The organism is Actinosynnema sp. NPDC050801, assembly GCF_040673975.1.
GTDB lineage: Bacteria > Actinomycetota > Actinomycetes > Mycobacteriales > Pseudonocardiaceae > Actinosynnema.
This window is the reverse complement of the sequence record NZ_JBFAQZ010000024.1, coordinates 17109-37025: the sequence shown is the minus strand read 5'-3', so window position 1 is coordinate 37025 and position 19917 is coordinate 17109. Positions and strand designations below refer to the sequence as shown.

At 72.3% G+C, this 19917-nt stretch carries 20 protein-coding genes; 9 read left to right on the top strand and 11 right to left on the bottom strand.

The features are described from left to right. Positions 1–121 precede the first annotated feature (121 nt). Complete coding sequence (locus AB0K14_RS34510) at positions 122–784, bottom strand: response regulator transcription factor (protein ID WP_360458707.1); 663 nt, start codon at positions 782–784, stop codon at positions 122–124. Then, entirely contained in the window at positions 781–2118 is a 1338-nt protein-coding gene (locus tag AB0K14_RS34505; RefSeq protein ID WP_360458704.1) for a sensor histidine kinase, read from the bottom strand. The genes AB0K14_RS34510 and AB0K14_RS34505 overlap by 4 nt, the downstream gene beginning before the upstream one ends. Before the next feature lie 114 nt (positions 2119–2232). Between AB0K14_RS34505 and AB0K14_RS34500 the strand changes: the two genes are divergently transcribed. Beyond that, positions 2233–3324 (top strand): pectin acetylesterase-family hydrolase, encoded by a 1092-nt coding sequence (locus AB0K14_RS34500; RefSeq protein WP_360458701.1) that lies wholly within the window; start codon positions 2233–2235, stop codon positions 3322–3324. 41 nt (positions 3325–3365) lie between these two features. Here the strand turns inward: AB0K14_RS34500 and AB0K14_RS34495 are convergent, their stop codons facing one another. Next, positions 3366–4994: a BTAD domain-containing putative transcriptional regulator gene (locus tag AB0K14_RS34495; protein ID WP_360458698.1), complete on the bottom strand. Its 1629-nt coding sequence runs from the start codon at positions 4992–4994 to the stop codon at positions 3366–3368. Between the two features lie 209 nt (positions 4995–5203). Here AB0K14_RS34495 and AB0K14_RS34490 point away from each other — a divergent pair, with 209 nt between their 5' ends. Continuing rightward, entirely contained in the window at positions 5204–5614 is a 411-nt protein-coding gene (locus AB0K14_RS34490; protein ID WP_360458695.1) for a hypothetical protein, read from the top strand. Between the two features lie 30 nt (positions 5615–5644). Here the strand turns inward: AB0K14_RS34490 and AB0K14_RS34485 are convergent, their stop codons facing one another. Both AB0K14_RS34485 and AB0K14_RS34480 read right to left on the bottom strand, forming a co-directional pair. Then, complete coding sequence (locus AB0K14_RS34485; protein WP_360458692.1) at positions 5645–6118, bottom strand: hypothetical protein; 474 nt, start codon at positions 6116–6118, stop codon at positions 5645–5647. Between the two features lie 224 nt (positions 6119–6342). Continuing rightward, the gene (locus tag AB0K14_RS34480) at positions 6343–7071 is read right to left on the bottom strand and encodes a hypothetical protein (protein WP_360458689.1); all 729 of its coding nucleotides are present in this window, start codon (positions 7069–7071) and stop codon (positions 6343–6345) included. A 113-nt stretch (positions 7072–7184) separates the two neighbouring features. Here AB0K14_RS34480 and AB0K14_RS34475 point away from each other — a divergent pair, with 113 nt between their 5' ends. Both AB0K14_RS34475 and AB0K14_RS34470 read left to right on the top strand, forming a co-directional pair. Next, positions 7185–7811 (top strand): glyoxalase, encoded by a 627-nt coding sequence (locus AB0K14_RS34475; RefSeq protein WP_360458685.1) that lies wholly within the window; start codon positions 7185–7187, stop codon positions 7809–7811. Between the two features lie 53 nt (positions 7812–7864). After that, the gene (locus AB0K14_RS34470) at positions 7865–8320 is read left to right on the top strand and encodes a pyridoxamine 5'-phosphate oxidase family protein (RefSeq protein WP_360458682.1); all 456 of its coding nucleotides are present in this window, start codon (positions 7865–7867) and stop codon (positions 8318–8320) included. 69 nt (positions 8321–8389) lie between these two features. Here AB0K14_RS34470 and AB0K14_RS34465 read toward each other — a convergent pair whose 3' ends face one another. The 3 genes from AB0K14_RS34465 to AB0K14_RS34455 all read right to left on the bottom strand — a co-directional run bounded on the left by AB0K14_RS34465 (position 8390) and on the right by AB0K14_RS34455 (position 10773). Continuing rightward, positions 8390–9079: a dihydrofolate reductase family protein gene (locus AB0K14_RS34465; protein ID WP_360458679.1), complete on the bottom strand. Its 690-nt coding sequence runs from the start codon at positions 9077–9079 to the stop codon at positions 8390–8392. 69 nt (positions 9080–9148) lie between these two features. Continuing rightward, on the bottom strand, positions 9149–10405 hold the full coding sequence (locus AB0K14_RS34460; RefSeq protein WP_360458676.1) for a DUF6596 domain-containing protein: 1257 nt from the start codon (positions 10403–10405) through the stop codon (positions 9149–9151). Next, the gene (locus AB0K14_RS34455) at positions 10402–10773 is read right to left on the bottom strand and encodes a YciI family protein (protein ID WP_360458673.1); all 372 of its coding nucleotides are present in this window, start codon (positions 10771–10773) and stop codon (positions 10402–10404) included. The genes AB0K14_RS34460 and AB0K14_RS34455 overlap by 4 nt, the downstream gene beginning before the upstream one ends. 209 nt (positions 10774–10982) lie before the next feature. On the opposite strand from AB0K14_RS34455, the gene AB0K14_RS34450 reads away from it, so the two are divergent. Further along, on the top strand, positions 10983–11903 hold the full coding sequence (locus tag AB0K14_RS34450) for a substrate-binding domain-containing protein (RefSeq protein ID WP_360458670.1): 921 nt from the start codon (positions 10983–10985) through the stop codon (positions 11901–11903). Positions 11904–11915: 12 nt separating this feature from the next. On the opposite strand, the gene AB0K14_RS34445 is transcribed toward AB0K14_RS34450, so the two are convergent. The 3 genes from AB0K14_RS34445 to AB0K14_RS34435 all read right to left on the bottom strand — a co-directional run bounded on the left by AB0K14_RS34445 (position 11916) and on the right by AB0K14_RS34435 (position 15576). Then, the gene (locus AB0K14_RS34445) at positions 11916–13076 is read right to left on the bottom strand and encodes a hypothetical protein (RefSeq protein WP_360458667.1); all 1161 of its coding nucleotides are present in this window, start codon (positions 13074–13076) and stop codon (positions 11916–11918) included. Further along, positions 13073–13396: a PadR family transcriptional regulator gene (locus AB0K14_RS34440; RefSeq protein WP_360458664.1), complete on the bottom strand. Its 324-nt coding sequence runs from the start codon at positions 13394–13396 to the stop codon at positions 13073–13075. The genes AB0K14_RS34445 and AB0K14_RS34440 overlap by 4 nt, the downstream gene beginning before the upstream one ends. 140 nt (positions 13397–13536) lie before the next feature. Beyond that, on the bottom strand, positions 13537–15576 hold the full coding sequence (locus AB0K14_RS34435; protein ID WP_360458661.1) for a beta-galactosidase: 2040 nt from the start codon (positions 15574–15576) through the stop codon (positions 13537–13539). Positions 15577–15746: 170 nt separating this feature from the next. Here AB0K14_RS34435 and AB0K14_RS34430 point away from each other — a divergent pair, with 170 nt between their 5' ends. From AB0K14_RS34430 to AB0K14_RS34415, 4 genes are read left to right on the top strand one after another with little or no spacing between them, the layout of a single operon-like run. Then, a complete protein-coding gene (locus AB0K14_RS34430; protein WP_360458659.1) occupies positions 15747–17030 on the top strand; it encodes an extracellular solute-binding protein in 1284 nt (427 codons plus the stop codon). 11 nt (positions 17031–17041) lie between these two features. Beyond that, positions 17042–17971 carry a sugar ABC transporter permease gene (locus AB0K14_RS34425; RefSeq protein ID WP_360458656.1) on the top strand — a complete coding sequence of 310 codons (930 nt, stop codon included), beginning with the start codon at positions 17042–17044 and terminating at the stop codon, positions 17969–17971. Further along, on the top strand, positions 17968–18858 hold the full coding sequence (locus AB0K14_RS34420; RefSeq protein ID WP_360458653.1) for a carbohydrate ABC transporter permease: 891 nt from the start codon (positions 17968–17970) through the stop codon (positions 18856–18858). Before AB0K14_RS34425 ends, AB0K14_RS34420 begins: the two co-directional genes overlap by 4 nt. A 7-nt stretch (positions 18859–18865) precedes the next feature. After that, on the top strand, positions 18866–19888 hold the full coding sequence (locus AB0K14_RS34415; RefSeq protein ID WP_360458650.1) for a LacI family DNA-binding transcriptional regulator: 1023 nt from the start codon (positions 18866–18868) through the stop codon (positions 19886–19888). Positions 19889–19917 lie beyond the last annotated feature (29 nt).

Here is a 19917-nt window from a genome sequence, read left to right as displayed (position 1 = left end):
TGGTTGCAAAGCCGCACCCTTCACGGTTCTGTTCCCAGTGGAAAGGTGACTGTCCGTGTCGCGGTCGCGGGTCGTGGGGACGGCTCGGACACCGCGAGGTGAACGTCGGCGCGATCGCCCGTCACGCGCCCGCGCGGACCAGGCCGCACTCGTAGGCGAAGACCACGGCCTGCACCCGGTCCCGCAGGCCGAGCTTCGCCAGGACGTGGCTGACGTGGCCCTTCACGGTTCCCTCGGTGAGGAAGAGACGGCCGGCGATCTCGGCGTTGGACAGGCCCCGGGCGATCAGCTGGAGCACCTCGCGCTCCCGCTCGGTGAGGACGTGGAGCTCGGCCTCGGTGCGGGGCAGCGGGTCGTCGGACGTGCCGATGTGGCGTTCGATCAGCCGCCGGGTGATCGACGGCGCGACGATCGCGTCACCTCCGGCGACCACGCGGATCGCGGACAGGAGATCGGCGGCGAGGGTGTCCTTGAGCAGGAACCCGCCGGCACCGGCCCGCAGCGCGAGGTACACGTACTCGTCGAGGTCGAAGGTGGTGAGGATCAGGATTCGCGGCCCGTCCGGCAGCGACGCGCGGATGCGGCGGGTGGCCTCCAGCCCGTCGACCCCCGGCATCCGGATGTCCATCAGGACGATGTCGGGCTTCGTCTCGATCGCCAGGGCGACGGCCGCGGCGCCGTTGTCGGCCTCACCGACGACGGCCATGCCCTCGGCGTTCTCGACGATCATCCGCAGGCCGGCGCGGAGCAGGGCCTGGTCGTCGACCAGCAGCACCCGGATCACGCGGTTCCTCCGGGATCGAGGGGGATGCGGGCGTGCACGACGTAACCGCCGTCGGGCCCCGGACCCGCGGTCAGGTCGCCGCCGAGCAGCTCCGCGCGTTCCACCATGCCCCTCAGGCCGTTGCCGGCCCCGCCGGGGGACGACTCGCCGGCGCCGTCGTCGCTGATGTCGAGCACGAGTCCGTCGTCGCCGTAGGACACCACCACCGCGGCGGCGGCTCCCGGTCCGGCGTGCTTCACGGTGTTGGTCAACGCCTCCTGGACGATCCGGTAGGACGAGACGTCCACGGCGGTGGGCAGCGGTCGCGGCGATCCGTCGATGCGCAGCCGGACCGGGGTGCCCGCCTGCCGCACCCGGTCGACGAGGTGGGGCAGCCGCGCCACGCCCGGCACCGGGCGCACCGGGTCGTCGGTCCGCCCGGACGTGGACAGCACGTGGCGCAGGTCGGCGAGCGAGGTGCGGCCGGTCGCCACGATGGCGTCCAGCGCGGCGAGGGTGTCGGCGGGCCGGTTGGCGAACGCCGCGGCGCCGCCCTGCGCCTGCATCACGATGACGGCCAGGCCGTGCGCCACCACGTCGTGCAGCTCGCGGGTGATCCTGGCCCGCTCGGCGGCCACGGCCAGCTCGGCCCGCTGGTCGCGCTCGCGTTCCAGGTCCCGTGCCCTCGCCACGAGTTCGCCCAGGTAGGCGCGGCGGCTCCGGACACCCCACCCGATCGCCCAGGCGACGACCAGCAGGGAGCCGAGGACGGGCAGCCCGCCCCAGTGCGTCGGTCCCAGCGCCGTGGGTTCCCCGTCGCCCGGCAGCGGTACTTCGGGCATCGCCCGCGGCGGCGGGACGGGGGCCTCCGGCGCGCGTTGCTGTCCGCCGACGCCGTAGGGCCCGTCGTGGAGCCGACCGTCGGCCTTGCCGTCGAGCGTCACGTGCGCCGACCACGCCGTCGCCACGGCCAGGGCGGCCCCGAGCAGCGCGAGCGACACCTTGGGCCGCCGTCCGGTGGCGATCGTGAAGAGGATGATCGGAACGGCCAGGTCGACGGGCTCCGGTCCGGCCGCCAGCGCCATCCGCACCAGGGTGGCGAGCGCCGCCGCGGCGAGCGCCGGGACCGGCCACCTGCGGCGCACCGCCACCGCGCCGGCGCAGACCCCGATCAGCACCCACCGGGCCGACGGCTCCTGCAACCAGGCCACCTCGGCGAACGGCCCGCTGATCACCGGGGTCGCCGCGGCACCGCTGCCCGCCCACGTGCCGGCCAGCAGCAGGGCGGCGAGGCCGGCGTCCTGGAGGCTCGATCTGCGCAAGGCGCCTCGGAGGGGCGCCACGTGAATCTTCATGCCAGGCAGCACCCTAGCCCCGGCGCCACCGCCTGACACCTGTCTGGAGTCATGGTTCGGAACATGACCGCGGGCCGGTGCGCGGACGACCCGGCACCACGCAACCTGTGGCGCATGACGACCACCTCCCGCGGTGCCGACGGCCGTCCTCACCACGCCCGCGCACTGCTCCTGCTGGCCGCGCTGACCCTCGTGCTGTCCGGTTGCAGCGCCTTCAGGGACAACGGCCTGGAGTGGGAACGGGTCGTGCCGGCCGGTGACTGCCACTGCGCCGACGGCAGCGGGTTCGCCTTCTGGGAGCGGCGGGCCGATCCGACCAAGGTCGTGCTCTTCCTGAACGGCGGTGGCGTCTGCTGGGACGCGGAGAGCTGTGCCTTCACCGGCGACCACGGTGAGAGCGGCTACTACGACTGGAGCATCCAGGGCACGGAACCGGAGAACCGGAGCGGGATGTTCGACGTCACGCGGGCCGACAACCCGTTCGCCGACCACTCGTTCCTCTACGTGAGTTCCTGCACCGGTGACGCGCACCTGGGCAACGTCTCCCGGCAGTACTCGCCGGAGTCGACCGTCGAGCACCGCGGTTACGTCAACGGCACGGCGGCGCTCGGGCACCTCGCCGAGCACTACCCCGACGCCACCCGGGTCGTCGTCATCGGCAAGACCGCGGGGTCGGTCGCCGCGCCCCTCTACGGCGGCCTCGTCGCCGACCTGCTCCCCGACGCCGAGGTCACCGTGCTCGGCGCCCAGTCCGGCGCCTGGCCGGACAACCCCGAGTTCAACGCCGAGGTCCTCGACGCGCGGTGGGGCGCCTACGACGCCGTGCCGGACTGGGCGGTCACGGGGCTCGCCGCCCGCGACTGGGGCGTCCCGCGGTTCTGGACCCAGGCCGCTCGGCACCGACCCGACCTCGTGCTGGCCCGCTTCGACTTCGCCTTCGACCCGCACGCGGCGGCGGAGGTGACCAGGTGGGTGGACGGGGACCCGCCGGACCTCCTCGCCGTGATCGACGGCAACGAGGCGGCGATCGAGGCCGCCGGGGTGCGCCTGCACAGCTACACCGCACCCGGCGCCGACCACCAGGTCTTCGAGCCCGACAAGTTCTACGAGATCGAGGTGGACGACGTGCTGCTGGTCGACTGGCTCGACGCGCTGATCACCGACGAACCTCCCGCCGACGTGCACTGCGACCCGTGCGACCGGTGACGGTCACGTCGACGTGCGGGCGGGTTCGGCGGCCCGGGCGTTCAGCGCGGCCGTGAGCCGAGCGGTGTCGCCGACGGCCTGCTCGTGTTCGCCGCAGTGGCCGTGCGCGGTGCCGAGCACGCGCAGCAGGTCTTGACGGCCGTACCGCCGGAAGACATCAGGTCCAGCGCGTCCTGCCGGTCGGCGAGCTCGGCCGCCAGCTCGCCGATGGCAGGCCCGGGCCGGGATCGGACGATCTCGGCCGCGACCCGCAACGCCAGCGGCAACCGCGCGCAGCGCTCGACCAGCGAGGCGAAGGCCTCCGGTTCGGCGTCGGCGGGCGTGCCGAGCAGTTCGCGCAGCAGGTCGACCGCGTCGGCCGGGGACAGCCGGTCCAGGCCGACCCGGTGCGCGCCGTAGCGCGCGACGAGCCCGACCAGCGGATCACGGCTGGTTACCAGCGTGAAGCAGGACGAACCGGCGGGCAGCAGCGGCCGCACCTGCTCGACGGTGCGGGCGTTGTCCAGCAGGACCAGCACCCTGCGCCGGTCGAGGAGGGTGCGGAAGCGGGCGGCGCGCTCGTCGAGGTCCTTCGGGATGGCGGCGTCGTCCAGGCCGAGTGACCGCAGGAACCCGGCCAGCACGTCGGCGGCCGACACCGGCTCGCCGGGGCCGCACCCGCGCAGGTCCGCGTAGAGCTGCCCGTCCGGGAACCGGTCGCGCACCCGGTGCGCCCAGCGGATGGCGAGTGCCGTCTTGCCCACCCCGGTGCCGCCGGCCACCGTCGAGATCCGCACCGGCGCCTCGGCGGCCAGCAGGCCGTCCAGCTCCGCGAGCTCGGCCTCCCGGCCGACGAAACCCCGCACGTCCACCGGGAGTTGGGCGGGCACCTCGCGGTGGGCGGGCACGTGACGGCGGGCGGGCACGTCGCGGTGGGCGGGCCGGAGCTCGGGTGCCGGCGTCGGGAGGTCGTCGGCGAGGACGCGGCGGTGCAGCTCGCGCAGCTGCGGCCCCGGCTCCAGGCCGAGTTCGGACACCAGCGCGTGCCGTGCCCGGCGGTAGACCTCCAGTGCCTCCGACCGGCGTCCGGCCCGGTGCAGCGTGGTCATCAGCAACTCGTGCAACCGCTCCCGCCACGGGTGTTCCCGCACCAGGTCGGTGAGCTCGCCGATGACGGCCTCGTGCAGCCCGCAGGCGAGCTCGGCCTGGTACAGCGATTCGACGGCGGCGAGGCGGCGTTCGGCGAGGCGGCGCGCCCAGTCGGTGAGCGCCGGCACCTCCAGGTCCGCGAACGGCGTGCCGCGGCACAACGCGAGCGCGGCGCGCAGTGATTCGATCGCGCGCTGCGGTTCCTGCCCGGAGGTCGCCACCCCCGCCTTGACCAGCGCTTCGAACCGTTCCGCGTCGACCTCGTCCGGTCGCGTCCGCAGTCGGTAGCCGTTCGGGCAGAACGTCAGCCGGTCCGGGGTGCCCAGCACACCGCGCAGCCGGTGCACGTGCAGCTGGAGCTTCTGCGCCGCGCGCGGGTCGGGCCGATCACCCCACAGCGCGTTGGTCAGCACGTCCACCGGCACCGGCTGGTTGGCCCGTTCCAGCAGCACGCCGAGCAAGGTCCGCTGCAGCCGACCGGACAACACCTCCACCCGCTCACCGCGCCGTACCTCGACCGGTCCCAACACCCGAATCTCCATGAGCCCCCCTCGGCTCAGGGATCGTGACATCGCGGTCGGGTCGGGTTTGTCAGGTGTTCACCGGACAAACCCGACCGTGGCGGCGGACGTTGCACACACTCGCGAATCTTTCGATTGCGCCGTAGAATGTGCGAAGTGGCCTTTCGTGACCGGATCCGCGCCCGGCAGTCGGTTCACCCCGACGATCACCAAGAATCACCGAGGTTGACATGACTGACGGAGCAGCGATTCTTCACGGTATCGGCGAGATCCTCGGGCGTCGGCACCGGATGTCCGTTCCGGATCCCGGGTCCGGCGCATTCGAACTGCACGACGAGGGTCGAACGGTTCGTGTCGCGCTGGCGCCGGACCTCCTGGCGGAGTTCTTCGACCGGCTGGGCGAACGCGACATCCCCGGCCTTTCCCGCTCACCGCGGGACGAGCAGGACGAGGTCCGGGTGAGGCGCATCGCCCTGTGGATCGAGGAGATGTTCGAAGCGGACATCTCCCTGTCGCTGGTCGAGATCAGGCTCGGCCGGTCGGCTGGTGGTCGGATCTCCCTCGTCGATCGGCGGGGCCCGGAACGCCGATCGATCCCGACGGAGAGCGGCCACTGGTCACCCGACCGGCCTGGTGCCTGATCTACCACCCGGCACCTCGGACCGGAGCGGTTACCGCTTGCAGATCGAGCTGCTGGGATAGGTGGTGATGATGCGGCCGTCCGTGGCGTTGTAGATCAACTTGAAGCGCTGCTGCCAAATCTCACGACCATTGCTGTCGTGCAGGTACAGCAACCGGTCCCGGCAGCCGTCGGTCCCGTTGACGATCACGTGGTCGGGGTCCGTGTTGTTGTAGTGGATGGCCCAGTGCACCAGATCGCTCCAGTTCAGCCCGCCCGCCGTGGCCAAACGCTGGAACTGGTCGAGGTGCCCGTCCTTGATGTGGCGGTAGCCCCAACTGGCGTTGCCGCACCTGAGTTCGAAGGTGTTGAACTGGTAGACCAGGTTCTGCTCGCTGGTGGAAATACCGCACGCACCCCAGTTGGGCCTGGTGCCCAGCTTGGCCGCGTGCGCGGGTGCCGCCACCGCCAGGCCGAAGCCGAGGAAGAGGAGGAAGACGAGCAACGCACTGCGCAATTTCTTCATTTCGACATCCTTTGCGGCGTCACGTGTGCGGGAGGCCCGGGCGGGGCAGGAGGTGGGGTGTGCGGGAGGGCCCTCCTGCCCTCGCCGTCCAGGGTCCGGCTCGCGCTTTCGGGGCGCTTTCACCGCCGTGCAAGCAGGTGTCGAACGGGCCGATCAACATTCCGGCACCGGCACTCCGCTGGCCGACCGCCTCCGGTGATCACGCGTGCGCTCTGGTGTCTGGCTTATCCCTCAGCACGCTTGCGGGCGGCGGCGTCCAAAATGGCGCCGACCGTGCGGCGAGGCGGGACGGTGGTGATCGGTGCGGTCTTGTCGCGGGTCCGGCGCAGTGGCGGGCTCTGCTCGGCCGCGACCGCGAGCAGGTCGTCGTCCAGGCGCAGGAAGTCGGCGAGGGCGCGTTGCGGTGCGGTGAGCGTGCCCAGGCCCGGGGGCACGGGCGGCTCGACCTCGTCGTCCGCCGCACGGTCGAACGCGTCCTCGTCGCGTTCCCACGTGCCGTACGCCGCCAGCCACGCCAGGTACAACGCGCGGTGGTCGCCGGTGGCGAGTTCGGTCCGGACGCCGACGATCTCGGCCAACGAACCCTCCGGGTCGTGGTCCCAGTCGCCTGGCTCGTCCTCGTTCGACAGGTCGAGGACGAGGTGCTCGTCCGTGGTCCAGGCCACGACCAGGTCGTCGACGAGGTAGGGCTCGGTCGCGTCCAGGTCGAGCGCGGTGCGCGGCACCCGGAGCATGACCCGCCGGTATCCCCAGTCGGCCAGGTAGAGGTGCGCGTCGTAGTGGCGTTCGACGAGTTCGCTCGGGTCGCCGCGGAAATCGCCCCACTGGTACTCGTTGACGAAGCTGTCGGCGGTGATCTCCGCACGGGTCGACAGCGCCCGCACCTCGGCCTGCGCCGCCGCGTCGAGCGGCCGGTCCACCGCGAGGAACTCGTAGTACTGGTACTCGCTCAACGCCCGTCCCACGTCCCGTCGCAGCCCGCTCGGCCGGTTCCGGGGCGGCAGGTTACCGGACCGGTCAGGAATCGAGAAGCGTCGGGCGGCCGGCCGCGCATAGCGTCTTGGCCATGGCATTCATCGAAACCGTCACCCTCGACGTGGCCGACATCGCGGCCGCCCAACGCTTCTACGCCGCCGCCTTCGGGCTGGACACCCAGCTCCGGTTCCGGGTGTCGGAGGCGCCCACCGCCGGCTTCCGGGGGTTCACGATGGCGCTCACGGTCTCGCAGCCGAGCACCGTCGACAGCCTCATCGGCACGGCCCTCGCCGCCGGCGCCACCACGCTCAAGCCGGCCACGAAGTCGCTCTGGGGCTACGGCGGCGTCGTGCAGGCCCCGGACGGCACGATCTGGAAGGTCGCGACCTCGGCCAAGAAGGACACCGGCCCGGCCACCCGGGTCATCGACGAGATCGTGCTGCTCCTGGGGGTCTCGGACGTGGCCGCCGGCAAGCGGTTCTACGTCGGGCAGGGGCTGGTCGTGGGCAAGAGCTTCGGGCGCGTGTACGTCGAGTTCGCCGCCGGGTCGAGCCCCGTCAAGCTGGCGCTGTACCGGCGTCGCGCCCTGGCCAAGGACGTCGGTGTCGCGCCCGACGGCACCGGGTCGCACCGGCTCGTGATCGGTGGCGACGCCGGCACCTTCACCGACCCCGACGGGTTCGAGTGGGAGGCCGCGCAGGCGGTCTCCGCACCCTGATGTGCCGCTTCTCCGCCTGCCTGACGGCTCTGCACCGAGTTCCCGGAGGAACCATGACGCTCGCGCCACCACGTCCGCTCGACGAGAGGCTGCGGGACACCCGCGCGAAGCTGGAGACCGACGTCGACCTCTGGGTCGCGACGTCGGGCTCCCCGGGCGGCGCCCACCTCGTCCCGCTCTCGTTCCTCTGGGACGGCGCCGCCCTCCTCATCTCCACGCCGCGCGCCTCGATCACCGGCCGCAACCTGCTGGCGGACGGTCGGGTGCGGCTCAGCCTCGGGTCGACCCGGGACGTCGTCGTCATCGAGGGCGTCGCCGAGCCCGTGGACACCGCCGAGCTCACCACCGGGACGGGTGACGCGTTCGCGGCCAAGGCGGGGTTCGACCCGCGCGAGCTCGCCGAGCCCTACCAGTACTTCCTCGTCCGGCCGCGGCGCATCCAGGCCTGGCGCGAGGTGAACGAGCTGCGGGACCGCGACCTCGTGCGGGACGGCCGCTGGCTCGGTTGACCGACACCCGGCACGGCGCCGAGCCGCCGTCCGGCACCGGCGGGCGCACGCCGGTGCCGGGGTCCGACGTCACTGCGCGGTGCCGCGACCGCGGTCGTCGAGGAGCAGCGGGGCGCGGCCCTCGACGGTGTAGCGGATGTGGGTCACGTCCGGGGCGTGCAGGACCCTGGTCGGGACCAGCTCGATGCCCTCCTTGTCGCCGAGGCCGAGGTCGGCGTCCAGCAGCCGCAGGCCGGTGCCCAGGACGACCGGCGCGACGTGCAGCTCCAGCTCGTCCAGCAGGCCCGCCGCGAGGACCTGCCGCACCAGGCTGCCACCGCCCGCGACGGCGACGTCCTTGCCGCCGGCCGCGGCCTTCGCCTGCTCGACGGCGCTCGCCAGGCCGTCGGTGACGTAGGTGAAGCTGGTGCCGCCCTTGCGCTCCAGGGTCTGGCGCGGGCGGTGGGTGACGACGAAGACGGGTGCGCGGAACGGCGGCTCCTCGCCCCACGGCACCTCGCCGCCGTCGGCCATGCGCCTGCCCATGAGGTAGGCGCCGGCGGCCTCGAACGACTCGCGGATCACGTCGGAGTTCACGTCCTGCTCGCCGCCCGCGAAGCCCTGGCGCTCCCGCCACGCCATCGCGTTGGTCGCCCAGCGGGTGACGCGGAAGAACGCCGCGCACTCCGCCGACTCCATCCAGTCGCCGTCGCCCTCGTGGCGCGGTCCGGCGTAGAAGCCGTCGAGGGACACCGACAGCTGCGCGGTCACCTTGGTCATCGTGTTCCTTCCTCCCGGCGACGCCCGACGGGCTCGCTCGGGAGGGGATCGGAGCCGACGACGCGGTTTCTACGTCGAGTCCGGAAAAACTTCCGCGGATCGGTCGGCGGAACCGCAGCGCGCCGACCGCAGCATAAGGAACCGCTGCTCGGACACGTTGCCGGCCAGTCGTGCGGCTTCGCGGAACGCGGCGCTCGCGGCGTCGCGGTCACCCGCCCGTTCGAGCAGGTGGGCGCGCACGGCGAGCAGTCGGTGGTGGCCCGCGAGCGCTCCCCGCTCCAGTTCGGCGACGACCTCCAGGGCGGCACGGGGACCGTGCACCTCGCCGAGCGCCACGGCCCGGTTCAGCGCGGTGACCGAGCTGGGCGCCAGCCGTTGCAGCACGTCGTACAGCGCCAGCACCTGCCGCCAGTCGGTGTCCTCCGGCGTGGCCGCCTCGCTGTGCACGGCCGCGATCGCCGCCTGCACCTGGTACGGGCCGGCGGGGTGGGTGGCCAGGCTGCGGGTGACCAGCTCGGTGCCCTCGGCGATCGCCGCCCGGTCCCACCGCGACCGGTCCTGCTCGGCCAGCGGGACCAGGACGCCGTCGCCTCCGGTGCGGGCCTCGCCGCGGGCCTCGGTGAGCAGCATCAACGCCAGCAGCCCGGCCGTCTCGCCGGAGTCGGGCAGCCGCCGGTGCAGCTGCCGGGTCAACCGCACCGCCTGCCCGGTGAGGTCCGGACGGCGCAGCCTCGGTCCGGCGCTGGCGCTGTAGCCCTCGTTGAACAGCAGGTACAGCACGTGCAGCACGACCGCCAACGCCGGGCCGAGGTCGGCCGGCAGCTCGAACCGGGCGCCCGCCTCCAGCAGCCGCTGCTTGGCGCGGGAGATCCGCTGGCCCATCGTCTTGTCCGGCACCAGGAACGCCGCGGCGATCTCGGTGGTGGTCAGCCCGGCGACCGCCCGGAGCGTGAGCGCCATCTGGGACGGCGCGGTCAACGCCGGGTGGCAGCACAGGAACAGCAGCTCCAGCAGGTCGTCCCGGGCCGGCTCGGCGTCCGGCGGCGGCGCGAGCAGCTCGTCGCGCGGCACGGCGTCGAACGACGCCAGCTCCCGGCGTTCGCGCGCGGCGTCGGAGCGGACGAGGTCCACGTAACGGCGCGCGGCCACGGTGGTGAGCCACCCCAGCGGGTGTTCCGGCACGCCGTTGCGCGACCACGCGGCCGCGGCGTCGATCAACGCCTCCTGCACGGCGTCCTCGCACCGCGCGAAGTCGCCGTGCCGGCGCACGAGGATGCCGAGCACCTGCGGCGTCAGCGTGCGCAGGACGTGGTCGACCGGGGTCAAAGGTCGCCGCCGCCGTGCGTCATCAGGGGCCACACCTCCAGGCCGCCGCCGAGGCCGCGGCTGTAGCGCAGGGCCGGGTACGACCGCGCGATCTCCAACGCCCGCTGCTCGTCGTCGACGTCGACCACGAAGTACGACCCGACGTACTCCTTGGCCTCCAGGTACGGGCCGTCGGTGACGACCGGTGCGTCCCCGACCACGCGCACCGACCGCGGGCGGGGCATCAGACCCTGGGAGTCGACCAGCTCGCCGGACTCGCGCAGGGCCGCGTTGAACGCGTCCACCTCGCCGACCAGCTCGGCGAACTGCTCCGCGTCGACGCTGTTCCACACCTGCTCGTTGCCGTAGATCAGCATCAGGTACTTCACCGCGGGGCCTCCCGGTGGGTCGGTGTCCGGACGCCTGATTCTGCACGGGAGCCGGCCGTGACGCCGCGCCGGAGCCGGGTACCGAAACTTCTCCGAAAGTAGTGGCGTCCGGTGCGGGTATCGGATAGGTCGACGGCTGCGTATTGAGGTGAATCGTTGCAGTTCAGAGCGGTGATTGTGTTTCGCATGATTCTCGATAGTGTCGGCGCGTGAGCCTGTTGAGGATGGGCACCTGCCACGTGAGCCGGGTGCGGACGCGCCGGTGGCGCGAGCCGGCGGCCGAGCACCCGCGTCCCGCCGCACCGCTGGTGGAGCTGGTCTTCCCCGCCCTGAACAGCGCGTGGGCCATGGAGGTCATGCGCGGTGTGGTCGACTCCGGGCTGGACGTCGTGCTGTCCTCGGCGGTCGGTCGCGGCACGTCGTGGGCCGCCGAGGTGGTCCGGTCGCGGCGCGCCGGCGTGCTGCTGGTGACGTGCTCGATCAGCGCGGCCGAGGCGCGGGCGTTCGCGCGGGCCGGGATGCCGTTGGTGCACATCGACCCGGTCGACGCGGCCGCGCCGGACCTGCCCACACCGGACCTGTTCAGCGTCGGCGCGACCAACCAAGCGGGCGGCGCGGCGGCGGTGCGGCACCTGTCGGCGCTCGGTCACCGGCGGATCGGGGCCGTCGGCGGCCCGCGTGACGTGCTGTGCAGCCGTTCCCGCCTGGACGGCTGCCGCGTCGCCCTCGACCGCGCGGGCATCGCGTTCGACCCCGCGCTGGTGCGCCACGCGGACTTCACCCGTGAGGGCGGTCGTCGCGAGGCCCGGGAGCTGCTGCGCCTGCCCGACCGGCCCACGGCGGTGTTCGCGGCCAACGACGAGCAGGCGTTGGGCGTGGTGGAGGCGGCCCGTTCCGCCGGCCTGTCGGTGCCGGGTGACCTCAGCGTCGTCGGCTTCGACGACCTGCCCGCCGCCCGCCGGTCCGCGCCCGCGCTCACCACCGTCCGCCAGCCGCTGGCCGCCATGGGCAGGCGGGCGGGGTGGATGGTGGCCGACCTGATCGCCGGCCGCCCACCCGCGACCGGCCGCGTCGAGCTGGCCACCGAACTGGTCGTCCGCTCCTCCACGGGTCGACCGTCCCGGGGGTGAGGGGCCGCCTGCTCAGCCGGTGGGGGTGACCGTCGTCGGCGCGGGCGACAGGGAAGCCGACGGCGACGAGGGCTGCGTGGTGGTCTGCCCCGAAGTGGTCTGCCCCGGCGTGGGCGACACCGGAGTGGGCGGCACCGTGGTGGTGGGCGCGGTGGGCATCACGATGGTGAAGGGGACACCCGCGACCTCGTGGCAGCCCTTCTCGTCGTGCACGACCCGGGGCCGCGGGAAGCGGTTGTCGTGGCGGTCCTCGCCCTGGCAGCCGTACCACGGCGCGTCGAGCGGACGGCCGTCCTCGTCGTAGAGGTGGACGTCGGTCAGCGGCTTGCCGTCCTTGTCGAACACGTAGATGTTGCCGGGGGTCGGCGGGGACTGGTGGTACGTGACCGGGGCCGGGTTGCCGAACGGGTAGCTGTCGAACCGCGTGGCCAGCGTGCCGAGGACGAGCAGCAGGACGCCCAGGGCGAACCCGGTCGCGGGCAGGCTGATCCACAGCCACCGGCGATCGGTCCTGGCTTTCGGGCCCGCCACCAGCGACAGCGCGGCGAGCGCCAGGGCCAGCACGAAGCCCGTCGTCGGCCGGTACATCAGCAGGCCGCCCGCGGCGATGAGCAGCGCACGGCCGACCCACCACACGGGCTGGAAGGCGCGCAGGGAGGCGAACGCCTTGTACAGGTCGGACCTCTCGCCACGGGCCAGCGCATCCCGGAGCGCGATCACCTCCGGCAGCCTCGCGATGTCCGCCAACAGGCCGTGCTGCCGGAACACCAGCAGGGCGCCCGCCGCCGCGCACAGGCCGACGACCACCGTCAGCTCGGCGCCGTCGCCGCGGGTCAGCGCGAAGCTGAACGCCATGACCACGCCCGCCACCAGGCTCCACAGCGCGAACCTGGCGAGCAGCGTCGACCGGACCTCGGTCTTCTCGGCGGCGGGCGAGGCGGGGGCCGGGTAACCGGCCGCGACGCGCAGCTCGTCGGCGTACGCGCGTGGCGTGCCCAGCCGGTCGGTCAGGGCGGCCAGGGAGAACTCCTCGCCCATCTCGTCGGCGACCTCGGTGACGTGCGCGCCCGCGTCGTCCATGATCTCGGCGACCTCGGCGGCGGGCAGGTCGGCCAGCGCCTCGCGCATGCCGTCCAGGTAGTGCCGCACCTCGGTGCTGGTCTGCGTGTTCATGCACCCTCCCCCAACAGGTCGTCCAACGCCTGCGCGAACGACTTCCACGTCTTGCCCGAGTCGAGCAGCCGGGCACGGCCCGGCTCGTTGAGGCTGTAGTACTTGCGGTGCGGCCCCTCTTCGCTCGGCACGACGTACGACGTGAGCAACCCGGCGTTGTAGAGCCGGCGCAGGGTGCCGTAGACCGACGCGTCGCCGACGCCGTCCAGGCCCCCGGCCCGGAGTCTGCGCAGCACGTCGTAGCCGTACCCGTCCTCCTTGCGCAGCACCGCAAGGACGGCGAGGTCCAGCACCCCCTTGAGCAGCTGACTGGTGTCCATGCGCCTCTCCCCGGTGGTGTGCGATGGATGCTACTACGGATTGCGCAGTACCGCGTACGAAGGGGTAGTGCGAGCCGGGCCGGGCACGCGGAGGCGCACCCGGCCCGGGAAGACCGTGGAGGGTTCGGACTGTCGAGGAGTCAGGACTTGAGCACGGCCGTGCCGCCCGCGGGCACGCGCAGCTCCGACTCGCACCAACGCCCGGTGAGCAGCTCGGTGCCGGACGCGGCCAGGCGCACCTCGGCGTCGGTGTGGTTGAGCACGAACAGGTAGTCGGCGTCGGCGCCCTTGCGGCGGACCACCTCGACGTCGCGCGGCAGGTCGTCGTCGACCTCCACGCCCGCGGCCGGGTAGACCTCGCGCAGCACCCGGTCGAGCGTCGCGCCGCGCAGCCTGGTCGACACGTACCAGGCGGTGCCCGCGCCGAGCCGGTGCCTGGTGACGGCCGGGCCGCCCGCCGCCGGGCCGTCGGCGTAGTCGTGCACGCTCCGCGCGCCGGCCAGGCGGATGTGCTCGGCCCACACGTCGCCGCGCAGCCCGTCGCCGAGCGATACCTCCTGGCCCTGGCGCAGGGGGAGGAACTCCTCGACCTCCAGGCCGAGCACGTCGCGCAGCGCGCCGGGGTGCCCGCCGGGGTGCACGGCGTCGTTGGCGTCCACGATGCCGGAGAAGTACGAGACGACGAGCGTGCCGCCACCGGCCACGTAGTCGTGCAGCACCTTCGCCGCCGCCGTCGACATCAGGTACAGCGACGGCACGATGACGAGCCGGTAGCCGGCCAGGTCGGCGGCCGGCGCGACGAAGTCCACGGTCAGCCGTGCGTCCCACAGCTGCTCGTAGAACGCGCCGACGCGCTCGCGGTAGGACAGGTCGACCGACGGCCGCCAGTCCAGCTCCAGCGCCCACCACGACTCCCAGTCCCACAGGACCGCGACGTCGGCCCGCACCAGGCTGCCGCGCACCTCGTGCAGCGCGCCGAGGTCGCCGCCCAGCCGCACGACCTCCTGCCACAGCCTGCTGCCCGTGCCGGAGTGGGGCAGCATCGCGGAGTGGAACTTCTCCGCGCCGAAGCGGGAAGCACGCCACTGGAAGAACATCACCGCGTCGGCGCCGCGCGCCACGTGGGTCAGGCTGTTGCGGCGCATCTCGCCCGGCCGCTTGGCGATGTTGCGCGGCTGCCAGTTGACCGCGCCGGTGGAGTGCTCCATGAGCATCCACGGCCGACCTCCCGCCACCGCGCGGGTCAGGTCCGCCGACATCGCCAGGTCGATGTGGTTGCGGTCCGCCTCGGCGGTCAGGTAGTGGTCGTTGGCCACCACGTCGACCTCGCGGCCCCAGCGCCAGTAGTCGATCGACTTGCAGTTGGTGGTCATGAAGTTGGTGGTGACCGGCACGGCCGAGTGCTGCCGCAGGATGTCGCGCTCGGCGGTGTAGCAGGCCAGCAGCTCGTCCGAGCAGAACCGGGCGAAGTCCAGCTCGTGCGCGGGGTTGCCGGTGGTGCCGGACACGCGCGGCGGCTCGATCTCGGACCACTCGCCGTAGCGCTGGCCCCAGAAGGTGGTGCCCCAGGCCTCGTTGAGCGCGTCCAGGTCGCCGTGCCGGGTGCGCAGCCAGCGCCGGAACGCGGCGGCCGACTCGGGGCAGTAGCACGCACCGACCGGTGCGCCGTACTCGTTGTGCACGTGCCAGAGCGCCACGGCCGGGTGGTCGCCGTACCGGGAGCCGAGCCGCCGGGTGATGGCCGCGGCGGCCTGGCGGTAGGCGGGCGCGCTCGGGCAGAACGTCGCGCGCGACCCGCGTTCCAGCTCCGTGCCGTCGCGGGTGACCGGCCGGATCTCCGGGTGCGAGCGGTAGAGCCAGGCCGGTGGCACGACGGTCGGCGTGGCCAGGTTGACCGCGATGCCCGCGCCGTGCAGCAGGTCCAGCAGCCGGTCCAGCCAGCCGAAGTCGAACTCCCCGGGACGCGGCTCCAGCAGCGCCCACGCGTGGATCGCGACGCTGACCAGGTTGACCCCGGCCTGCCGCATCAGCTCGACGTCCTCGGCCCACACGTGCTCGGGCCACTGCTCGGGGTTGTAGTCCCCGCCGTAGACCAGGCCGTCCACGCCGACCGGCATCCGGGGCGCGAAGGGGTCCCCCAGGGCCCCCTCGTCGGTCCGGCGAGGCACCACAAACGTCATGAACACTCCAGTGGCTGTGAACGTGCACGTGAACTGATCGCAGATTACGGTGCAGATAAGAGGGTGAGTCAAGTAGTTGACATGCGCGGTCCGGGTACAACTACTGTGCACGTTCACAGCGCGGTTCTCGCTGGCAGCGGCGTCAGCGACGCGGAACCCCCGGAGACCTCATGCGACTCGACTTCGCGAAGAAGGCCGTGGCACTCGGGCTCGGCCTCGCCCTGCTCGCGGGCTGCGGCGGCACCGAGCAGGCGCCCGACGGCCCGGTCGAACTGTCCTTCTGGGCCTGGGCGCCCGACATCGACAAGGTGGTCGACAAGTGGAACGCCGACCACCCGGACGTCAAGGTCGTGGTGAGCAAGCAGGCCCAGGGTGACGACCTGGTGACCAAGCTGCTGACCAGCGCCAAGGGCGGCAACCCGCCGGACCTCGCGCAGGTGGAGTTCCAGGCGCTGCCGACGCTGGTCAGCAACGACGTGCTGGCCGACATCTCCGAGGGTGCGGGCGCGGCCCGGGACAAGTTCGCGCCGGGCATCTGGGACCAGGTGACGTTGGGCGGCAGCGGTGTCTACGCGGTGCCGCAGGACTCCGGCCCGATGATGTTCTACTACCGCGCCGACCTGTTCGAGCAGTACGGCCTGAAGGTGCCGACGACGTGGGACGAGTACGCGCAGACCGCCCGTGACCTGCGGGCCAAGGCGTCGGACAAGTTCCTCGGCACGTTCTCGTCCAACGACCCCGGCTGGTTCGCGGGCCTCGTGCAGCAGGCGGGCGGGTCGTGGTGGTCGGTCGACGGCGACGCGTGGAAGGTCTCCGTGGACGACGCCGCCACCAGGAAGGTCGCCGGGTACTGGAGCGGCCTGGTCGCCGAGGGCGTGGTCGACAAGTCCCCGATGTACACGCCGGAGTGGAACAAGGCGCTCAACGACGGCACGCAGATCGGTTGGCTGAGCGCCGTGTGGGCGCCGGGCGTGCTCAAGGGCAACGCGGAGAGCACGTCGGGCAAGTGGGCGATGGCCCCGATGCCGCAGTGGGACGCCTCCGCGCCGCGCACCGGCAACTGGGGCGGCTCCACCACGGCGGTGACCTCCGGGTCGAAGAAGCAGAAGGCGGCGACCGAGTTCGCGGTCTGGCTGAACACCGACCCGACGGCCGTCGAGGCACTGGTGACCGAGAGCGCGATCTACCCGGCGGCCACGTCGGCGCAGGAGGCGCTGACCAAGCCGCCGGCGTTCTTCCCGAACCAACCGGACTTCTACACCCAGGCCGCGAAGATCGCCGCCACGTCGTCCGGCTTCACCTGGGGGCCGAACGTCAACGTCACCTACACCGCGTACAAGAACGCGATGGGCGAGGCGATCACCGCCGGCGCGGACCTGGCACCCGCGCTGACCAAGATGCAGACCGCGACCGTGGACGACATGAAGGCCAACGGCTTCACCGTCAGCGGCTGAGGAGCGCACCCGTGACATCGATTCGCATGTCCGGGCGGGGTGGTGCGGCGCCGAAGGTGGCGCCGTACGCCTTCGTGGCCCCGGCGGTGGTGTTGTTCGTGCTGCTGTTCGCGCTGCCGATCGGCTACACGGTCTACCTGAGCCTGTTCCGCACCGAGGTCAAGGGGCTGGGACTCGGCAGGGGCAGCCGGTCCGAGGTGTTCGTGGGCCTGGACAACTACGTGCGCGCGATCACCGACGCCGAACTCGGCGCGGGCGCGTTGCGGGTGCTCGGCTACGGCGCGATCCTGGTGCCGACGATGCTCGGGCTGGCGCTGGTGTTCGCGCTGCTGCTGGACGAGGACCGGGTGCGGGCCCGCGGGTTCAGCCGGATCGCGATCTTCCTGCCGTACGCGATCCCGGGCGTCATCGCGTCCCTGCTGTGGGGCTTCCTGTACCTGCCCGCGACGAGCCCGTTCAACCAACTCCTGGCGGAGCTGTCGTTGCCCGGGGTGAACCTGCTGTCGCCGACCGGGATCTACTTCGCGCTGGCCAACATCGCGGTGTGGGGAGGCGTCGGCTACAACATGGTGGTCCTGTACACGGCGTTGCGGTCGATCCCGCGCGACCTCTACGAGGCGGCGCGGATCGACGGCTGCTCGCCGTGGCAGGTCGCGGTGCGGATCAAGATCCCGCTGCTGGCGCCCGCACTGGTGCTGACCTCGCTGTTCTCGATCATCGCGACGCTCCAGGTGTTCGCCGAGCCGATGACCCTGGCCCCGTTGACCAATTCGCTCTCCCGCACCTGGACCCCGTTGATGAAGGTCTACCAGGACGCGTTCGGCCGCGGTGACATCTACTCCGCCGCCGCGACGTCCGTGCTGATCGCCGTGGTGATGTTCGCGATCTCGTTCAGCCTGCTGCGCGTCACCCGCTCGCGGGCGTTCGGAGGTGAGCGGTGAGTGCGGTGCTGGTCGAGGACCGCGCGGTGACGCCGACGCCGCGGGCGCGTTCGGTCGCGTCCGCGTTGGGCGCGTTGCCGACGTTCGTGCTGCTGCTCGGCGCGGCGTACTGCCTGTTCCCGGTGGCGTGGGTGCTGGTCGCCGCGACGAAGAACAGCGGCCAGTTGTTCTCCACCACGACGTTCTCGCTCGGCTCGTCGCTCTTCGCGAACCTCGCCGAGCTGTTCGGGTACCGGGACGGGCTGTTCTGGCAGTGGGTGGCGAACTCCGCCCTGTACGCGGGAGTGGGCGCGCTGCTGTCCGCCGCTTTGTCCGGCGTCACCGGGTACGCGCTGGCGAAGTACTCGTTCCGGGGCCGGGCACTGATCTTCAACGCGCTCATCGCGGGTGTGCTGGTGCCCGGCGTGGTGCTGGCCATCCCGCAGTACCTGCTGATGTCGAAGGTCGGGTTGACCGACACCTACCTGTCGGTGCTGCTGCCGAGCGTGGTCAGCCCGTACGGGATCTACCTGGCCCGCATCTACGCCGCCGCGGCCGTGCCCGAGGACGTGGTGGAGGCCGCCCGCACGGACGGGGCGAGCGAGGTGCGGATCCTGGGCTCCATCGCACTGCCGATGATGGTCCCGGGGCTGGTCACGGTGTTCCTGTTCCAGTTCGTGTCGATTTGGAACAACTTCATGCTGCCGTTCATCATGCTGGGTGACGACGAGAAGTTCCCGGTGACCCTGGGCCTGTACACGCTGCTCAACCAGGGCAACACCACACCCGCGCTCTACACCCTCGTGGTCACCGGTTCGCTGGTGTCGGTGCTGCCCTTGATCGCGCTGTTCCTCACCTTGCAGCGATACTGGCGCATCGACTTGCTCTCCGGAGCGGTGAAAGCATGAGGGAGTCATGAGCGTCGAGCGCAGCAAGGCGGCGCGGAACCGGCCGACCATCCACGACGTGGCGGCCGCGGCGGGCGTGTCGCGGGGCACGGTGTCGCGGGCGCTGAACGGCGGCCGCAACGTGAGCCCCGCGGCGTTGCAGGCGGTGCTGAAGGCCGTGCGGACCACCGGGTACGTCGCCAACCCGGCCGCGCGGAGCCTCGTCACGCAGCGCGCGCACTCGGTGGCGTTCGTGCTGACCGAGCCGCAGCAGCGGCTGTTCGAGGACCCGAACTTCAGCATCCTGCTGCAGGGCTGCACCCAGGAGTTGGCCGAGCTCGACGTGCCGGTGCTGTTGATGACCGCCAGCACGGAGGTGGAGCGCAAGCGGACCAGCCGGTTCATCGCGGCCGGTCACGTGGACGGCGTGCTGCTGGTGTCGTCGCACACCGGCAACCCGCTGCTGGAGGAGCTGCGCGACTCGGGCATCCCCGTCGTGGCCTGCGGCAAGCCGATCGGGCACGAGCGGCAGGTGGCGTACGCGGCGGCGGACGACCGCTCGGGCGCGCGGTTGATGGTGGAGCACCTGCGGTCACGCGGGCGGCGGCGGATCGCCACCATCACCGGTCCGCCGGACACGCCCGGTGGGGTCGAGCGGCTCGCCGGGTACCGGGACGTGCTGGGCCCGGAGGCCACGCAGGACCTGATCGCGCACGGTGACTACAGCCGTGCGGGCGGCGAGGCGGCGATGGCCACGCTGCTGGCGCGTGCGCCGGACCTGGACGCGGTGTTCGTCGCGTCCGACCTGATGGCGGCGGGTGCGCTGAACGTGCTGCACGACTCGGGCCGGCGCGTGCCGCAGGACGTGGCGGTGGGAGGTTTCGACGACTCCAGCATCGCCACCTCCACTCGGCCCGCCCTGACCACGGTGCGGCAGCCGTTCCAGCGCATCACCCGCGAGATGGTGCGGCTGCTGCTGGAACAGATCCAGGGCGAGCCGCCGGCCGCGTCGATCCTGCCGACCGAGCTCGTGGTGCGCGCGTCGACCTGACCTACCCGTCGCGCCGGCTCGTCGGCGCC

Coding starts and splice junctions, on each gene's coding strand:
- AB0K14_RS34470 (WP_360458682.1), top strand. CDS start 7,865: ATGACGCTCGCGCCACCACGTCCGCTCGACGAGAGGCTGCGGGACACC.
- AB0K14_RS34500 (WP_360458701.1), top strand. CDS start 2,233: ATGACGACCACCTCCCGCGGTGCCGACGGCCGTCCTCACCACGCCCGC.
- AB0K14_RS34485 (WP_360458692.1), bottom strand. CDS start 6,118: ATGAAGAAATTGCGCAGTGCGTTGCTCGTCTTCCTCCTCTTCCTCGGC.
- AB0K14_RS34475 (WP_360458685.1), top strand. CDS start 7,185: ATGGCATTCATCGAAACCGTCACCCTCGACGTGGCCGACATCGCGGCC.
- AB0K14_RS34490 (WP_360458695.1), top strand. CDS start 5,204: ATGACTGACGGAGCAGCGATTCTTCACGGTATCGGCGAGATCCTCGGG.
- AB0K14_RS34495 (WP_360458698.1), bottom strand. CDS start 4,994: ATGGAGATTCGGGTGTTGGGACCGGTCGAGGTACGGCGCGGTGAGCGG.
- AB0K14_RS34445 (WP_360458667.1), bottom strand. CDS start 13,076: ATGAACACGCAGACCAGCACCGAGGTGCGGCACTACCTGGACGGCATG.
- AB0K14_RS34465 (WP_360458679.1), bottom strand. CDS start 9,079: ATGACCAAGGTGACCGCGCAGCTGTCGGTGTCCCTCGACGGCTTCTAC.
- AB0K14_RS34440 (WP_360458664.1), bottom strand. CDS start 13,396: ATGGACACCAGTCAGCTGCTCAAGGGGGTGCTGGACCTCGCCGTCCTT.
- AB0K14_RS34415 (WP_360458650.1), top strand. CDS start 18,866: ATGAGCGTCGAGCGCAGCAAGGCGGCGCGGAACCGGCCGACCATCCAC.
- AB0K14_RS34505 (WP_360458704.1), bottom strand. CDS start 2,118: ATGAAGATTCACGTGGCGCCCCTCCGAGGCGCCTTGCGCAGATCGAGC.
- AB0K14_RS34435 (WP_360458661.1), bottom strand. CDS start 15,576: ATGACGTTTGTGGTGCCTCGCCGGACCGACGAGGGGGCCCTGGGGGAC.
- AB0K14_RS34430 (WP_360458659.1), top strand. CDS start 15,747: ATGCGACTCGACTTCGCGAAGAAGGCCGTGGCACTCGGGCTCGGCCTC.